Genomic DNA, 15,494 nt, shown 5'->3' on the forward strand with positions numbered 1-15,494 from the left:
TCCCCACGTCCGGACCCGCTCCGTGTCCCGGCTAGGATTGGAATACATCCACTCAACGCACGCTTGGAGACCACATGAGTGAAATTTTCCTGGATCGGTTCCGCGCCTTGGTCCCCAAGTACCTTGAGGACAACTGGAGGGAAGAGGACGGCATCCCCGAAGGGGAGCTCGACGCGATGCTGGCTGCCCACGATTTCAACATCCCGCTGGTACTGCGTGAGTTCTACCTCGCCCTCGGCGGATGCGAAGACCTGATGGAGGCCTTCCACTTCTTCTGGGATCCGGACGAGCTGGAGATCGAAGACGGCTACCTGCTCTTCCTCGAAGATGAGGACGAGAAGTTCGTCTGGGGCATCCGTGCCGACCAGCTGGACGTTCCCGACCCCATCGTGTGGCGCCGCAACAACGCGCGCGGTGACTGGCAGAGCGAAGAAGGCACCCTGAGCGAGTATGTCCTGGACATGTTCGAGTGGGTCTTCGAAGAGGATGAAGACGAGGACTGAGTCGTCGATGAAGGACGTTTTCCCCGAAACAGCTTGGAAAAGCCACGCGCCGGACGGGTATGAGTGCCCGTTCTGCGACATGGCCTCGGGCGAATTCCGGTATCCCGGAAACCTCTGTGAGCCCGGGGACCTGATCTACTCCGATGAGCTGGTGCTTGCGTTCATTGCTTCACACGGGTTTGATCCTGAGCCGGGCCACGTCCTCGTCACGCCGCGCCGGCACTACGAACTGCTCTATGAGCTGCCCGACGACGTCGCCGCGCGGATCATGCTCGTGACCCGGGATATGGCGGTGGCCATCAAGAAGGCCTGGCACCCCGACGGCGTCACCACCCGGCAGCACAACGAGCCCGCAGGGAGCCAGCACGTCTGGCACTACCACCAGCATGTGCTCCCCCGCTGGACGGACGACGGGCTCTACTTCACACCCAAGCGGCCCATCGTGCCGCCGGCTGTCCGGGCCCGCAAGGCCGCCGAGCTGCGCGCGGTCCTGTAGCCGCAGTTCCAGCAGGAAACCGCAGCCGTGCGAGGAATTTCGGGAATCAGCCGGCCCGGCAGCAGAACCTAGACCTCGCGGTTGACCACTGCTCGCGCAAAGGCGGCCAGGGCTTCCTTCACGACGGAGTCGGGCAGCGGTGCGAGGGCAGCTACGGCGTCTTCGGACCAGCTGCGTGCAACTTCCCAGGACTGTTCGGTGACCGGGCTGCTGCGCAGGGCAGCTACGGCTTCGGCCAGCGCCTCGTCCGAGCTCAAGTCCTTTTCCACCAGTTCGAGCACGGCTGCAGCGTCGGCATCCCCGCCGGCTGCGGCACGTCGGAGCAGCAGCACGGGCAAGGTCGGAACGCCTTCGCGCAGGTCGGTGCCCGGCGTCTTCCCGGACTTCGCCTGCTTGCCCGTAACGTCAATGACGTCGTCGGCCAGTTGGAAGGCGATGCCCACCTTCTCGCCGTACTCAACCATGATGTCGATGGTTTCCTGGCCCGCACCGGAGAACAATGCACCGAACTGGCCGGAGGCGGCAATCAGGGATCCGGTCTTGTCCGCGATGACGGACAGGTAGTGTTCGAGCGGATCCTGGCCTTCGGCAGGGCCGACGGTTTCATGCAGCTGGCCCAGGCACAGCCGCTCGAACGTGTGTGCCTGGATAGCCAGCGCCGGGCCGCCCAGGGCGGAGACCAGGCTGGAAGCCCGCGCGAAGATGAGGTCGCCGGTGAGCACGGCAACCGAGTTGCCCCAGAGTTCATGCGCAGTCGGGGCTCCGCGCCGGTACGGTGCCTCGTCCATCACGTCGTCGTGGTAGAGCGTGGCAAGATGCGTCAGCTCGACGACCACGGCCGACTGGATAACCTTTTCCGGCGCATCCTCGGCACCGAGATGGGAAGCCAGAAGGGTCAGGAGCGGGCGGATCCGCTTGCCGCCGGCCTCCACAAGGTGCCGGGAGGTGACGTCGGCGAAGGGATCGGAGTTGGCTACAGCTTCGCGCAGCCGCAGTTCCACCTGCTCCAGGGATGCGGCCATTGACGGGCCAAGCCTCGGGTCCTCAGCCAGCAGGGCGAAGCCCGGCGGCAGTGCGGAAGTGGCCGGCACGGTTTCCGGGCTGGTGTTGGTGGATTCAGTCACTGTTCAAGACTCACTATTTGTCGGAACGGGTGGACAACAGGCATAGAAGTCACGGGTGCTGCGCGGGCTGCCGGGGAGTTATCGGCGTTCCTTGGTTGCTTGCCGGCGGAACCAGCATTTCCAGTAAGGCAATCACTCTATCCTCTATGCCCTTGGAACTGCTGTCCGTCAGGTTAGCGAGCATACGCACCACGAAACGCATAAGCACGGGAATCGGCATTCCTGTGCGCAGTGCCAGTTTCATGACTGCGGGGCGGCCGATCATGGCGGCGAAAATGCGGCCGAGCGTGAAGTGGCTGCCCCATTCATCCCGCACGTGACCGGCATAGGCGCGCAGTTCGACGTCGAACGCGGCCCGTGATGTGAGCAGGCCCGGCGCCAGTGCGGCCCCGGAGCCTTCGATGATGTGTTCGGCCGCAAACCGGGCCGATTCCATCGCGTAGGAAATGCCTTCACCGTTGAACGGGCTGACCATGCCGCCGGCATCGCCGAGCAGCAGCAGCCCCGGCGAGTAGTGCGGCGTGCGGTTGAAGCCCATGGGCAGGGCTGCCCCGCGGATCTCGCCCACTTGGTTTTCCGGGGTGAAGCCCCATTCTGCGGGCATGCCGGCGGTCCAGTCGCGCAGGACCTTGCGGTAGTCCAGCTTTCCGAATTCCTTGGAAGAGTTCAGGATGCCCAGGCCGACGTTGGACGTTCCGTCTCCCACCCCGAAGACCCAGCCGTAGCCGGGCAGCGGGTTGCCGGAGGCATCCGGAAGCTCCAGCCAGCCTTCCATCCAGTCGTCATTGGTGCGCGGGCTCTCGAAGTAGGTGCGCACGGCCACGCCCATGGGACGGTCGTCGCGTTTTTCGATGCCCACGCTCAGGGCGGTCCGGCTCGAGTTTCCGTCGGCAGCCAGGACGACGTCGGCGAAGAACTCCCGCCGTTCGCCTGTGCGCCTCCCGTTTTCATCCAGGATGTTGGCGACTGCACCTTCCACGCGTCCGTCGTCGCCGCGGATGGCAGAGACCACTGTGTGCCGCTCAAGGATCTTCGCTCCGGCAGCCTGCGCGTGGCGGGCAAGGGCCTCGTCGAAACCGAGACGGGTACGGATCAGGCCGTAATCCGGGAAATCCGAGAGCGCAGGCCACGGCAGTTCCAGTGTCCGGCCGCCGGCAATCAGGCGTAGCCCCTTATTCCGGCGCCACCCTTCGGCTTCTTCGTGCGGCAGGCCCAGGAACTGGATTTCGCGCACGGCGCGGGGGGTCAGGCCGTCGCCGCAGACCTTTTCCCGCGGGAAAGCGGTCTTTTCGAGAACGGTGACATCCACCCCTGCAGAGGCGAGGTAGTACGCGGCTGTGGAACCGGCCGGGCCGGCACCGACAATAAGGACCTTCACTTGGCCGGATGCCCTCCGGGCTTGACGGCGCGGTGCACAGCCACGATGCCGCCGGTCAGGTTGCGGTAGGCAACATCCTGCCAGCCGGTTTCCGCAATCCAGGCGGCCAGGCCGTCCTGGTTCGGCCAGGCCCGGATGGATTCGGCGAGGTAGACGTAGGCATCGGGATTGGAGGCGACCTTGCGGGCGATCGAAGGAAGGGCACGCATCAGGTATTCGGTGTACATGGTGCGCCACACCGGAATGACCGGCGAAGAGAATTCCGCAATGACAAGGCGGCCGCCGGGCTTGGTGACCCGGAGCATTTCCGCCAGGGCCTTTTTCGGCTCGTTGACGTTGCGGAGGCCGAAGGAGATGGTGGAGGCGTCGAAGGAGTTGTCTTCGAACGGCAGGTTGGTGGCATCACCGGCAACGAAGTCGATATCCGGGCGCCGGCGCTTGCCGACCTTGAGCATCCCGAGCGAGAAGTCGCAGGCAACGACGTCGATTCCCGCGTCCGCGTAGGGCTCACTTGAGGTGCCGGTGCCGGCGGCCAGGTCCAGGACCCGCTGTCCGGGCACGGCTCCGACGGCGTCCACCACAATGCGGCGCCAGCGGCGCGTCTGCCCCAGGGACAGCACGTCGTTTACGACGTCGTATTTAGGTGCCACGTCATCAAACATGGCAGCAACTTCATCCGGGCGTTTTTCCAACGATGCGCGGTTCACTCTGTCATTGTCTCAAACAATGGGAGGGCCGCCGAACCGGCCGCTGCGCTGTCGTGTTGCTCTCAGCCACGGACCCCGATATCGGGCAGGTACCTACGGCGGAGTAGTCTGGAACCACTATGACCACCCTGCGTTCTGTGACAGTGCCCGTCGGTGAGCTTTCCGCCGCCATCGGTCTCCTGGAGTATCTGGTTCTTGACGAGCAACTGTGCTGGATTCGGCGCCAGGAGGGACTGGTCGGCTTTGGAGAAGCGGCCCGCTTCACTTCCAGCGGCCCCGAGCGCTTTGCCCGCGCACAGGAATGGTGGCGGTCCCTCCTTGCGGAAGCCGACGTCGAGAACCCTCTTAACACTCCCGGCACCGGCATCGTCGCCTTTGGCTCCTTCGCTTTTTCCAAACGCTCCCCCTTTGAATCCCGCCTGGTGGTTCCGGAAATCGTCGTCGGGCTGCGCGACGGCGCCGGCTGGGTGACGTACACAACCGCGGATCCCGAAGCGGAACTAAACGCGGAGACAGCGAAGGCCGCCCTGGCCCGCTATCTGGACGATCTACCGCTCTACCGGGAAAGCGATCCCGCCGACCGGGTCCTGCCGGGAATGCTGAGCGAGTCGGAGTGGAAAAATGCCGTGGCGCGGTCGGTGGCCCATGTAGCAGCCGGCGATTTGAGCAAGATTGTCCTGGCCCGCGACATTGCCGTGGAGTTGGGCAGCCCCCTCGTGGCTTCACAGGTACTGCGTGAACTGGCCGTGCGCTACCGCGACTGCTGGACGTATTCGGTGGACGGCTTGATCGGGTCCACGCCCGAGATGCTGATCAAGGTCGAAAACGGCACCGCCGAGGCACGCGTGCTGGCCGGAACACTGGACCGCGCTACTGCTCCTGCCGACGATCCCCACTACGCCAAGCGGGTGCTGGCCGGGTCCGCCAAGCAGCAGCACGAGCATCAAATTGCCATCGATTCCCTCACCCGGTCCCTTGAGCCTTTCACCTCGTCGATGACTTCCCACACGGAGCCGTTTGTCCTTGAACTGCCCAACGTCTGGCATCTGGCCTCCGACGTCACTGCCGAGCTCGCGCGGGATGCGGGCGGACTGATTCCCACGCCCCTGACCCTGGTCGAAGCGCTGCATCCCACTGCCGCTGTCTGCGGCTTCCCCACCAGCGTGGCCGGCGAACTTATTAGTGAGCTTGAACACATGGACCGCGGCCCCTACTCCGGACCCGTCGGCTGGATGGACGCTGCCGGAAACGGTGAATGGGGTATCGCCCTGCGCGGCGCTGTGATCGAGAGCCGCACGGAAGTGCGCCTTTATGCAGGCTGTGGAATTGTGGCCGGCTCCAATCCTGCCGCGGAACTAGAGGAAACCTGGAGCAAGTTCCGTCCAATGCTTGAGGCCCTGGGCTTGGACCGGCCCCGCGCCGTTCCGGTGCGCAACCCCGATTTCGCATCCTCTCCCGCCGGCTCCTGAGGCCCCTCGCCCCCACCTGCGGAGACCGGCTGCATAACCGTTTGGTTCGTTGCATAAATTTACAGTGGGTAGAATAGAAACTCGGATCGTGCCGTCGTGGCCGTTCCGCCCTATGCCGCTCTGGAGACGGTTTGGTTTCCGCCTGCGGCCTCTTCTGTTCCTGCCGACCTAAGGTTCTGAATCGCAATGCCGCACAAAGCCCGCACCACTCTTGCCGCCTTCCTTGCTATCGGAGCGTTGTCCCTGACCGCCTGCGGCGGAGGAGACGACTCCGCGGAGTCCGGTCTCACGACCGTCAACGAGGGCACCCTCACGGTGTGCTCCAACGTTCCTTTCAAGCCGTTCGAATACGTGGTGGACGGTGAGTTCACCGGCTTCGATATCGAGCTCACCCGCGAAATTGCCAAGGGCATGGGCCTGGAGCATGAGGTGCAGAACGTTGGATTCGACGGCCTGCAGAGCGGAACCGTACTGGCCGCCCGCCAGTGCGATGTGATTGCCGCGGCCATGTCCATCACCGATGAGCGGGCCGAGAAACTGGCATTTTCGGACCCGTACTATGACTCGCCTCAGACCCTCCTGGTTCCTGCCGATTCCTCGGTTGCTTCCCTGGCAGACCTCAAGGGCAAGAAGGTAGGGGTCCAGCAGGGCACCACCGGTGAGAGCTACGCACGGGAAAACGCCGCCGACGCCGAGATTATGTCCTTCCAGACCGATGCGGAGCTGTTCCAGGGACTGCAGGCCGGAAACATTGATGCGGTCCTCCAGGACCACGCGGTGAACCAGGACCACACCGAGGACGGCAAGTTCCGGATCTCAGCGAGCTTCGAGACGGGTGAGTCCTATGGCTTCGCCATGAAGAAGGAAGGCAGCGAGGAACTGGTTTCGAAGGTGAATGAACAGCTTGCTGATCTACGGGAGAATGGCAAGTACCAGGAGCTCCACGACCGGTTCTTCACGAAGTAGCAGCCCAGGGAACCGGGTGCCGCAGTACGGCACGCCACGGGGCTTCTGTTTTGCTGCCGACAGTGGCGGACACGTTACCGAAATATGGACTACGTACGCTCTAGACTGCATCCCAATACCCAGCTACGGGTGAGACTGCTCACACCGTCCGACGTAAGGTTGTTAACCAATGCCGTACAAAGCCCGCACCGCCGCCTTCGCCTTTTTGGCTATCGGCGCCCTTTCGCTGACCGCCTGCGGTGGTGACGACGCCGGAGCCTCCGACGACGCTGCCAACGGATACAACCTGGTATCCGAAGGCACGCTGACAGTCTGCTCGGACATCCCGTACGTTCCGTTCGAGTATGAAGAGAACGGCGAATACACCGGTTTCGACATGGACCTGGTCAAGGAGATCGCGACCGGCCTTGACCTTGAACTCGCAGTCCAGGACGCCGGGTTCGAGGGAATTGCCAGCGGCACCGTGCTCGCGGCGGGACAGTGTGACCTTGAGGCCAGCGCAATCACCATCACCCCGGAACGTCAAGAGGCCATGGGCTTCGCCGATCCGTACTATGACTCGCTGCAGTCGCTGCTGGTCCCCGTCGACTCGGACATCAAGAGCATCGAGGACCTGGAGGGCAAGAAGCTCGGCGTCCAGGGAAACACCACCGGTGAGTCCTACGCCCGCGAGAATGCTCCCGGAGCGGAAATCGTGGCTTTCCCGAGCGATGCCGAACTCTTCCCTGCCATCCAGTCCGGTAACGTCGATGCTGTGCTCCAGGACCTGCCGGTGAACATTGGACACACGGAGGATGGTGAATTCACCATCGCCGAAGAGTATGAGACGGATGAGTCCTACGGCTTCGCCATGAAGAAGGACAACACCGAACTCATCTCCGCCGTCAATGAGCAGCTCACCAAGCTGCGGGACAACGGCAAGTACCAGGAAATCTACGACAAGTACTTCACCGAATAACGCCTAGACCACTGAGTCGTCCCGGGCCCGGGTGCCCGGGACGACCCCTTTTCTTCCTTGGAAGGCTCCCCACTTTGAAACCCTCCACCCGCAGACGCCTGTTCCGGGGCGTCCTGTACGCCGTTTTCGTCATCGCACTCGTAGCCGTAGTGCTGGCTGCCGATTGGGAAGCCATCGGCGAGAACTTCTTCGACGCCGAGGTGGCCCGTGAGGCCTTCCCCACCATCATCACGGTGGCGGTCAAGAACACGATTATCTATACCGTTATTGCTTTCGCCGGCGGGCTCCTCCTGGGCCTGCTGCTGGCGCTGATGAAGCTTTCCCCGGTAGCGCCGTACCGCTGGGCCGCCACGGCCTACATCGAACTTTTCCGCGGGCTCCCCGCACTGCTGGTGATCTTCGGGTTCGCCTTCGCCGTGCCGATCGCCTTTGACTGGCGTCCGCCGGGAGGCAGCGCAGGCGCAGGGCTCCTGGCCCTGATCATCGTTTCCGGCGCCTATATCGCCGAAACCATCCGTGCCGGAATCCAGGCAGTGCCCTCCGGTCAGGCCGAGGCTGCCCGTTCGCTGGGCATGGGTCCGACCTGGACCATGATTTCCGTGACCCTGCCCCAGGCCTTCCGGATCATCACGCCGCCGCTGACCAACGAACTGGTCATCCTGATCAAGGACACTTCGCTGCTGTTCATTGCCGGTATGGCACTGCAGGACCGCGAGCTGACCACGTTTGCGCGTGACTCCGTGTCCCAGACCGCAAACGCCACACCCCTGGTGCTCGCTGCCCTGATGTACCTGATCATTACGCTGCCGCTGACCCAGCTGGTGGCAAAGCTCGAACGACACAACCAGAGAGGCAGGTAGCAGCCATGAGCGTCCCGAACACCACCGCCCCTGCCATCGAGGTCCGCAACCTTCACAAGTCCTTCGGAAGCAACGAGGTGCTGAAAGGCATCGACTTCCATGTAGACCAGGGCGAAGTGGTCTGCGTGATCGGTCCGTCCGGTTCCGGCAAGTCCACTCTGCTGCGCTGCGTCAACCGCCTGGAGGAGCCCACCAGCGGCACCGTCCTGGTGGAGGGCGTTGACATTACCCATCCGGACACGGACCTGGACAAGGTACGCACCCGGATCGGCATGGTCTTCCAGCAGTTCAATCTCTTCCCTCACCTGAACGTGCTGCGCAACCTGACCCTGGCGCAGCGCCGGGCGAAGAAGCGCGGCCAGGAGGAAGCCACCAAGGTGGCGCTGAAGAACCTCGCCAAGGTGGGTCTGGAGGACCGTGCAACGGCCTTCCCCGCACAGCTCTCCGGCGGCCAGCAGCAGCGTGTGGCCATTGCCCGCGCACTGTCCATGGATCCGGACATGATGCTGTTCGACGAGCCGACCAGCGCCTTGGACCCGGAACTCGTTGGTGACGTGCTCGCCGTGATGCGCCAGCTTGCCGAGGAAGGCATGACCATGATGGTGGTGACCCACGAGATGGGCTTCGCCCGCGAAGTGGGCGACCGCGTTGTCTTCATGGACGGCGGTGTCGTCGTGGAGCAGGGCCGTCCCGAAGACGTCCTGGGCAACCCGCAGCACGAGCGCACCCGGGCGTTCCTCTCCAAGGTTCTCTAACCCGGTTCCCCCCAAAAAAAACAGCCCTTCCGGCTTTGTCCGGAAGGGCTGTTTTCGTGGAATCACCGCTCCTATACGGGCTCCGGCGCAAGATCAGCCGCGCGGGCCCGGACCAGGTCAATGAAAGCCCTGGACCGGCGGGAAAGCCGCCGACGGCTTGACCATCCGATTCCCGCACGCTCCAGCGGCGGCGCCGGCACAACCCGCAGGGCCACAACCGGCAGGCCTTCATAGCTGGTGGATGTGCGGGGACGCTGGATGAACAGCGAATACCCTGCACCACGGGCTACCAATGAGCGGATGAATTCGAATTGCTGGCTGCGCAACCCGATCCGCGGAGACAGGCCCAACGACGAGAAATAGCCCAGAATATCGTCGGCAGACGGCGGCACGTCCATCAATAGCAGCGGTTCCTCTGCCAGGTCAGCTGCAGAGACGCTCGGCTGGGAGGCCAGCGGATGCTCCGGCGCGAGGATCGCGTGCATGCAGGTGTCATAAAGCGCCGCGGACTCCACGGAATCGAACTCATGCAGGTTGTAGGCCAGCACCAGGTCCACCTCCCCGCGGGCCAGCTTCTCCACCAATTCCGAACGGCTGCCTGTGACTACGTCCAGCTTCACTTTGGGGTGATCGCGGGCAAAGTCCTGCCACAGGAGCGGAATCATGGTGGGGGCAAGGGACGGGAAGCAGCCGATTGTCAGCGTTCCGCTTAGCTCGGTCCCGCTGCCGAGCTGCTGGAGTTCCGCTACATCGTCCAAAATCGTTTCAACGCTGGCGAGGATGATCCGCCCGTTGGCAGTCAGATCGATCCCCTGGGCCTTGGTCCGGATACAGAGGGCGCTGCCCAGGGCCGATTCGAGGTCATCAAGGGCCGCTGCAACCGAAGAGCGCGAAACCCGCTCCGCTTCGGCTGCCGCACTGATGCTGCCGTTCAAAGCAACGGCCCGGAAATACTCGAGCTGGCGGAGGGTGAACTTCGGCATTGCCCGCCTCCCCGCTCGATCCGGCTACCGGAGCTCGGTGCCCTTGGTCTCGGGCATCTTGATGATGACCAACGCGCTGATCAGGCACAAGACAACCATATAGGCGACGAAAATCCAATGAATGCCCTGACTCGACAACCACGTGTTCAGGTAGGGCGCGGTCCCGCCGAAGATAGCCCCGGAGGTGGCATAGCCGATCCCGATGATGGTGGCGCGCAGCCGGGTGGGCACCAGCTCGGAGAACACTGCCCCGAGCGGTGCGCAGTTGGCCGCCAGCAGCACGGAGCCGATCGCCATCGTGCCGAACAGCGCAAGCGGATTGCCGCTGAGCATGCCTTCCAGCGGGAAGGCCATCAACGCAAAGCCGGCAGCGAAGACCATCAGCACCGGCCTGCGGCCCCACTTGTCCGAGAGCCTGCCCATGACAGGCACAGCCAGCAGGAACACCGACTGGCCCAGCAGCCCGGCCACGAGGGAGGCATTCGGATCCATCCCGAACTCCCGGGCCGCGTAGCCCGGCGCAAAAATGAACCAGGTGTAGAAGGCGACGACGCCGCTGATGGTCAGTCCGACAATGCGCAGCAGGGCTGCCCGCTCCCGGCCCAGCTCGGCCAACACTGCCGAGAGGGTCGGACGCTCTCCGCCTGCGGCTTCCTTGGCCGCAGTGTGGACATCGGATTCACTCATGGTCCGGCGGATGTAGATGGCATAAAGGCCAAGCACGGCCCCGACGGCGAAGGGAATACGCCAGCCGAAATCTGCCATCTGGTCTGCCGTGAAGAGAGCGGTCAGCAGCACGCCGAGGCCTGTGGCAAGCATTGTGCCGGCTGCCACTCCCAGCCACGGGGTGCTGGACCACAGCCCCCGCTTCTCCTTCGGTGCCATTTCCGCAAGATAGGTAAACGCCGATCCGGTTTCACCGCCGTGGGAGAGCCCCTGCAGCATTCGTGCCAGCAACAGGATGACCGCGGCGAAAGCCCCCACCGATTCAAAGGTGGGCGCCACGGCGATCGCGAGGCTTCCCACCGCCGCAAGCAGGATGGCAAGGGTGAGGCTGAAGCGCCGGCCCCGCTCGTCCGCAATCCGGCCGAAGACCCAGCCGCCCACCGGACGCATGAGGAATCCAACGGCAAAGACGGCGAGGGTTGAAAGCAGGCTGGAAATCGGGTCATCGGAAACGAAGAACTGGGCCGCAAAGAAGGGCGCGAAGATCGCATAGATGTTCCAGTCGAACCATTCGAGTGCGTTGCCGATGTTTACGGCCAGCAGATCCTTGCCTTTCCGCCCCCTGGCGCGGGGTGGAGCGGTCTCGTAACTCTGCGTCATTGCGGCTCCTCATCGAGCGGGTGGACTCATGTCCTCACAGTGTCGCCGTGACCGTTGAAAACCTCAACGAGTTATTTCCACCATGCCATGTCGGAAATACAGCCATCCCGGCTGCCCTCCGGCAGAGGTACCGTCAAAGCCATGACGACGCAGACATCCGGCACCGGCAGCAGCGGCGCTGACAGCTCCCGCGGCACGGGCGAATCGGTCCCCCCGGCGACGGGAGAAGCTCCGGGAGAAACCCCGGCCCCGGCGGCGGGCGCCTCCACGGCCCCGGCTGCAGCATCACACGATGCCCAGCCGCCCAGCACCCCGGGAATGGTTTTCCTGGCCACCTTCGTCATCGATATCGGGGAACCCCTCGAAATCGGGCCCACCACCGAAGGCACCAGACGCCTTATCCCGATCCTCGGGGGCACGGTCCGGGGCCCGCTGCTCAACGGCAAGGTCCTGCCGGGCGGAGCGGACTTCCAACTGCTGCGCTCAGCTACCCTCACTGAGCTCGAAGCCAAGTATTCGATCGAGACGGACAGCGGAGAGCGGATCTACGTCACCAATTTCGGCGTTCGGTCTGGATCAGCCGAGGACATTGCCGCGTTGGTGCGCGGCGACGAAGTCGATCCCGCACGCATCTACTTTCGATGCACGCCCCGGCTGCTCTCGGGCGGACCCGAATGGGCCTGGCTATCCTCCCGCATCCTCGTTGGTTCGGGTACGAGGCTTCCCTCGGCGGTTCGGATCAGCATCTGGGTCCTCGACTAGGTGGAGGATGCGCGAAGCGACGTTTTCCAGCCCTACCCGCGCAGCACTAGCTCCGCACCGCTGCCCCCACAGCCGACTGCACCTGCTGATGCAGGCTGCGCAGCGTCTGGCGCGCGGTGCGTACTTCCAGCACCGACCGTCCGCAGACAGGTTCGGCCAGGGCGGCTTCGAGTTCGTCGGCAGAGCGGATCACTTGGTGCCGGACACCGTAGCCGCGGCACAGTGCGGCCAGATCGGCCCGGTGCGGTGTCCCGAAGAATCGTTCCACCAAGGCCGTGTACCGGGGGTCCTCCCCCAGTGCACCATGTTCGAGGACGGAGAAAATGCCGCCGCCGGCGTCGTTCAACACGATGATCTGCAGGTCCGGCTCATCCTCCCCGTCGCCAAGGAGCAGGGCACCGGCGTCGTGCAGGAATGTGAGGTCACCCAGCAGCAGCCGGGTGGGAATGCCGTTGGCGAGCGCAATGCCCGTGGCCGTGGAAATGGTCCCGTCGATTCCGGCCAGGCCGCGGTTGGCGTACACGTCCAGCGGATGCCAGCCCGGAGAGGCAACCAGGTCCATGTCCCGGATGACGTTGGAGGAACCGAGTACCAGGTTGGCGTCTGCAGCGTCCCACACCAGGTCCGCGACCTGCAGGCCTGTGAGTCCGGCCTCCTGTTCCAGCAGGTTGTTCAGCGTGTTCATGGCCGCTTCCGAGGCCGTCCGCCACTGCTCAAGCCAGCCGGGCGCACCGGTTCCGGCGAACTCGAAGAGTCCGGGAATGTCGCTGATGATGGTTTCCGGACGCCGTCCCTCGGTAAACCAGTTCACCGGCCGGGGCAGATAAAGGGCTTTTTCGACGTCGGTACGAGCCAGCAGTCCGGCTACCGGACGGGAGAGCGTGGGGCGGCCGAACACCACAACGCGTTCAATCATCGGGCCGAGTTCCGGCAGCAGCAAACGGTACGCACCCACGGCGTTGGGACCGAAGCGGGCGTTGGAGGACGGTTCCGCCAGCAGCGGCAGCCCGGCACGCAGGGCAAAGAGCGCAGCGAGCTCCCCGGCGCCGTCGCCCGCCACCACCACGGTGCGGTGAGCGCCGGGAATCGGCGGATCGGCGGCGGGGACCCGGTCCTCCGCCGGGACCGGTGCGGAGGCAGGCAAAGCCTCCGGAATGGAACCGGATTCGAGGAACAAGGGGTCGGTTTCGCCGGGCGTCAGCGGATCCCGGAACTGGAGGTTCACGTGCACCGGTCCCACGGGAATGCCGTTGCCGAGGCGGGCCAGGGCGGCGGAAATGGCTTCGGCAGGATCGGTGCCGGCCTCCACATCCGCAGCCGTCACCGGGAAGTGCGCAAAGAGGCCCGGCTGCACGGTGGTTTGGTTGGCGCCGGTGCCGTGCAGCTCGGCCGGCCTGTCCGCGGAGAGGACCACCAGCGGAACGCCGCCATGGTGGGCTTCCATCACGGCAGGCATCAGTTCACCCACGGCAGTGCCCGACGTCGTCACGACGGCTGCGGGACGGCGCCCGCCGCGCGCCAGGCCGAGGGCAGTAAAGCCGGCAACCCGTTCATCTATCCGTACGTGCACCCGCATCCGGTCCTGCAGTTCCGCTTCCGCCAGCGCGTAGGCCAGCGGTGCGCTGCGCGATCCCGGGGCCAGGACGACGTCGCGCACTCCTGCGGAAGCCAGGGCGGCGACGGCGGAGCGGGCTGCCTGCAGGGAGCTCAATCCGGTCCGCGTCCCATCTACCGGGTCAGGAGTGCCTGCCGCAGAGGAGGCAGACGGCCCGGATGCGGGGGACGGGTTGGGAGACTTCGGGGTTCCGTTCACCCTTCCATCCTAGGGTTCGGGACATCCGGGCCGTAGCAGCCACAGTGCAGGGTCGCTGGGCATGGGCTCCCGATCCGAGCTGCACGCCGAGCCGAATCCCTTCTTTCTGAACGGGACATAATGCTTTGCCCGGAAGGTCTAACCGTAGCTTCGCGCCGTCCCTACACTGTTGGAACCAGCACCTTGAGACTCGTTCGGCGCACAGGCGCGCCGAGACCGGAAGGTCCGCTATGACGCAGACCCACAGAATCGCAACCATCGCCGGAGACGGGATCGGACAGGAAGTGGTGCCCGAAGGAATGCGGGCGTTGGCCGCCGCAGCTGAGGCTTTTGACTTCACCCTGAAAAGCACCGACTTCGATTTTGCCAACGGCGACTACTACCTCAAGCACGGCAGGATGCTGCCCGACAACTGGGTTGAGCAGCTTGAGGGTTTCGACGCCATCTTTTTCGGCGCTGTCGGTTCCCCTGAGACGGTTCCGGACCATATATCCCTGTGGGGAAGCCTCCTCCAGTTTCGCCGCCACTTCGACCAGTACGTCAACCTCCGCCCGGTGAAGCTGCTGGCCGGAGTTCGGAGTCCGCTGGCCGGACGCCGGCCCGGGGAGATCGACTTTTACGTTGTCCGCGAGAACACCGAGGGCGAGTACTCCAGCATTGGCGGGCGGATGTTCGAGGGCACCGACAGGGAAACGGTGATCCAGGAAACGGTCATGACCCGGACCGGTGTGGACCGCATCCTCAAGTACGCATTCGACCTGGCCCGCAGCCGGCCCAAGAAGCACCTGACCTCCGCCACCAAAAGCAACGGAATTTCGGTGACCATGCCGTACTGGGACGAGCGGGTAGCTCGAATGTCCGGCAAGTACGCAGATGTGAGGATCGACAGCTACCACATCGACATCCTTACGGCGCACTTCGTGCTGCATCCCGAAAGGTTTGACGTGGTCGTGGCCAGCAACCTCTTCGGCGACATCCTCTCGGACCTGGGCCCGGCATGCACGGGCACCATCGGCGTCGCACCCAGCGGCAACATAAACCCCGAACGCCGCTTCCCGAGCCTTTTCGAACCTGTCCACGGATCCGCTCCGGACATTGCCGGCCAGGGGATCGCGAATCCCATCGGCCAGATCTGGAGCGCGTCCATGATGCTGCAGCACCTGGGCGAGCAGGCAGCAGCAGCCGCCGTGGTCCAGGCGTTCGAGAACGTGCTGGCCCGGTCAGACGTCTCCCTCACGCCCGATCTCGGCGGCAGCGGAACCACCGAACAGCTGGGAAAGGCCATAGCCGATGAAATCAGTGCCGTAGCCGCCGGATAACCCGAAGGGGTTTCGACGGTCGTATGTTGCCGCTTCAGCTCCACGGCGGCACACCACGGGCCGCGGCCCGTCGAA

The 15,494-nt window shown here is 64.3% G+C and carries 15 protein-coding genes; 9 read left to right on the plus strand and 6 right to left on the minus strand.

Annotated elements, in window-relative coordinates; all coding sequences use genetic code 11:
• Positions 1-74: 74 nt before the first annotated feature.
• Positions 75-503 carry a hypothetical protein gene (locus N2L00_RS12935; protein WP_255862598.1) on the plus strand — a complete coding sequence of 143 codons (429 nt, stop codon included), beginning with the start codon at positions 75-77 and terminating at the stop codon, positions 501-503.
• On the plus strand, positions 487-999 hold the full coding sequence (locus tag N2L00_RS12940; protein ID WP_260554344.1) for an HIT family protein: 513 nt from the start codon (positions 487-489) through the stop codon (positions 997-999). The genes N2L00_RS12935 and N2L00_RS12940 overlap by 17 nt, the downstream gene beginning before the upstream one ends.
• Before the next feature lie 68 nt (positions 1,000-1,067).
• Here N2L00_RS12940 and N2L00_RS12945 read toward each other — a convergent pair whose 3' ends face one another.
• The 3 genes from N2L00_RS12945 to N2L00_RS12955 are packed head-to-tail and all read right to left on the minus strand — an operon-like array spanning position 1,068 to position 4,208.
• The gene (locus N2L00_RS12945) at positions 1,068-2,123 is read right to left on the minus strand and encodes a polyprenyl synthetase family protein (protein ID WP_255862597.1); all 1,056 of its coding nucleotides are present in this window, start codon (positions 2,121-2,123) and stop codon (positions 1,068-1,070) included.
• A gap of 49 nt (positions 2,124-2,172) precedes the next feature.
• Positions 2,173-3,501, minus strand: coding sequence for a geranylgeranyl reductase family protein (locus N2L00_RS12950; protein WP_255764970.1), 1,329 nt, complete (start codon positions 3,499-3,501; stop codon positions 2,173-2,175).
• Positions 3,498-4,208: a demethylmenaquinone methyltransferase gene (locus N2L00_RS12955; protein WP_227918937.1), complete on the minus strand. Its 711-nt coding sequence runs from the start codon at positions 4,206-4,208 to the stop codon at positions 3,498-3,500. The genes N2L00_RS12950 and N2L00_RS12955 overlap by 4 nt, the downstream gene beginning before the upstream one ends.
• A 119-nt stretch (positions 4,209-4,327) precedes the next feature.
• Here N2L00_RS12955 and N2L00_RS12960 point away from each other — a divergent pair, with 119 nt between their 5' ends.
• The 5 genes from N2L00_RS12960 to N2L00_RS12980 all read left to right on the plus strand — a co-directional run bounded on the left by N2L00_RS12960 (position 4,328) and on the right by N2L00_RS12980 (position 9,216).
• Positions 4,328-5,677 carry an isochorismate synthase MenF gene (locus N2L00_RS12960; protein WP_255862596.1) on the plus strand — a complete coding sequence of 450 codons (1,350 nt, stop codon included), beginning with the start codon at positions 4,328-4,330 and terminating at the stop codon, positions 5,675-5,677.
• Positions 5,678-5,863: 186 nt separating this feature from the next.
• Positions 5,864-6,643: a basic amino acid ABC transporter substrate-binding protein gene (locus tag N2L00_RS12965; protein ID WP_255764972.1), complete on the plus strand. Its 780-nt coding sequence runs from the start codon at positions 5,864-5,866 to the stop codon at positions 6,641-6,643.
• A 169-nt stretch (positions 6,644-6,812) separates the two neighbouring features.
• Positions 6,813-7,601 (plus strand): basic amino acid ABC transporter substrate-binding protein, encoded by a 789-nt coding sequence (locus N2L00_RS12970; RefSeq protein WP_255764973.1) that lies wholly within the window; start codon positions 6,813-6,815, stop codon positions 7,599-7,601.
• A gap of 74 nt (positions 7,602-7,675) precedes the next feature.
• The gene (locus N2L00_RS12975) at positions 7,676-8,461 is read left to right on the plus strand and encodes an amino acid ABC transporter permease (RefSeq protein WP_227918949.1); all 786 of its coding nucleotides are present in this window, start codon (positions 7,676-7,678) and stop codon (positions 8,459-8,461) included.
• Between the two features lie 5 nt (positions 8,462-8,466).
• Positions 8,467-9,216: an amino acid ABC transporter ATP-binding protein gene (locus N2L00_RS12980; RefSeq protein ID WP_255862595.1), complete on the plus strand. Its 750-nt coding sequence runs from the start codon at positions 8,467-8,469 to the stop codon at positions 9,214-9,216.
• 71 nt (positions 9,217-9,287) lie between these two features.
• Here N2L00_RS12980 and N2L00_RS12985 read toward each other — a convergent pair whose 3' ends face one another.
• A complete protein-coding gene (locus N2L00_RS12985; protein WP_255862594.1) occupies positions 9,288-10,199 on the minus strand; it encodes a LysR substrate-binding domain-containing protein in 912 nt (303 codons plus the stop codon).
• 24 nt (positions 10,200-10,223) lie between these two features.
• On the minus strand, positions 10,224-11,525 hold the full coding sequence (locus N2L00_RS12990) for an MFS transporter (RefSeq protein WP_255764976.1): 1,302 nt from the start codon (positions 11,523-11,525) through the stop codon (positions 10,224-10,226).
• Positions 11,526-11,666: 141 nt separating this feature from the next.
• Here N2L00_RS12990 and N2L00_RS12995 point away from each other — a divergent pair, with 141 nt between their 5' ends.
• Complete coding sequence (locus N2L00_RS12995; RefSeq protein WP_255764977.1) at positions 11,667-12,287, plus strand: DUF3237 domain-containing protein; 621 nt, start codon at positions 11,667-11,669, stop codon at positions 12,285-12,287.
• Between the two features lie 46 nt (positions 12,288-12,333).
• Here the strand turns inward: N2L00_RS12995 and menD are convergent, their stop codons facing one another.
• Positions 12,334-13,998: a 2-succinyl-5-enolpyruvyl-6-hydroxy-3-cyclohexene-1-carboxylic-acid synthase gene (gene menD, locus N2L00_RS13000; RefSeq protein ID WP_255862593.1), complete on the minus strand. Its 1,665-nt coding sequence runs from the start codon at positions 13,996-13,998 to the stop codon at positions 12,334-12,336.
• Positions 13,999-14,330: 332 nt separating this feature from the next.
• Here menD and N2L00_RS13005 point away from each other — a divergent pair, with 332 nt between their 5' ends.
• Positions 14,331-15,419 (plus strand): tartrate dehydrogenase, encoded by a 1,089-nt coding sequence (locus N2L00_RS13005; protein WP_255862592.1) that lies wholly within the window; start codon positions 14,331-14,333, stop codon positions 15,417-15,419.
• Positions 15,420-15,494: the final 75 nt, after the last annotated feature.

The organism is Arthrobacter sp. zg-Y1171 (assembly GCF_025244845.1).
Classification (GTDB): Bacteria; Actinomycetota; Actinomycetes; order Actinomycetales; family Micrococcaceae; genus Arthrobacter_B.

What these genes read in the sequence shown, in the direction of transcription:
- N2L00_RS12935 (WP_255862598.1), top strand. Translation starts at nt 75, where the DNA reads ATGAGTGAAATTTTCCTGGATCGGTTCCGCGCCTTGGTCCCCAAGTAC.
- N2L00_RS12985 (WP_255862594.1), bottom strand. Translation starts at nt 10,199, where the DNA reads ATGCCGAAGTTCACCCTCCGCCAGCTCGAGTATTTCCGGGCCGTTGCT.
- N2L00_RS13005 (WP_255862592.1), top strand. Translation starts at nt 14,331, where the DNA reads ATGACGCAGACCCACAGAATCGCAACCATCGCCGGAGACGGGATCGGA.
- N2L00_RS12990 (WP_255764976.1), bottom strand. Translation starts at nt 11,525, where the DNA reads ATGACGCAGAGTTACGAGACCGCTCCACCCCGCGCCAGGGGGCGGAAA.
- N2L00_RS12995 (WP_255764977.1), top strand. Translation starts at nt 11,667, where the DNA reads ATGACGACGCAGACATCCGGCACCGGCAGCAGCGGCGCTGACAGCTCC.
- N2L00_RS12965 (WP_255764972.1), top strand. Translation starts at nt 5,864, where the DNA reads ATGCCGCACAAAGCCCGCACCACTCTTGCCGCCTTCCTTGCTATCGGA.
- N2L00_RS12980 (WP_255862595.1), top strand. Translation starts at nt 8,467, where the DNA reads ATGAGCGTCCCGAACACCACCGCCCCTGCCATCGAGGTCCGCAACCTT.
- N2L00_RS12960 (WP_255862596.1), top strand. Translation starts at nt 4,328, where the DNA reads ATGACCACCCTGCGTTCTGTGACAGTGCCCGTCGGTGAGCTTTCCGCC.
- N2L00_RS12970 (WP_255764973.1), top strand. Translation starts at nt 6,813, where the DNA reads ATGCCGTACAAAGCCCGCACCGCCGCCTTCGCCTTTTTGGCTATCGGC.
- N2L00_RS12940 (WP_260554344.1), top strand. Translation starts at nt 487, where the DNA reads ATGAAGACGAGGACTGAGTCGTCGATGAAGGACGTTTTCCCCGAAACA.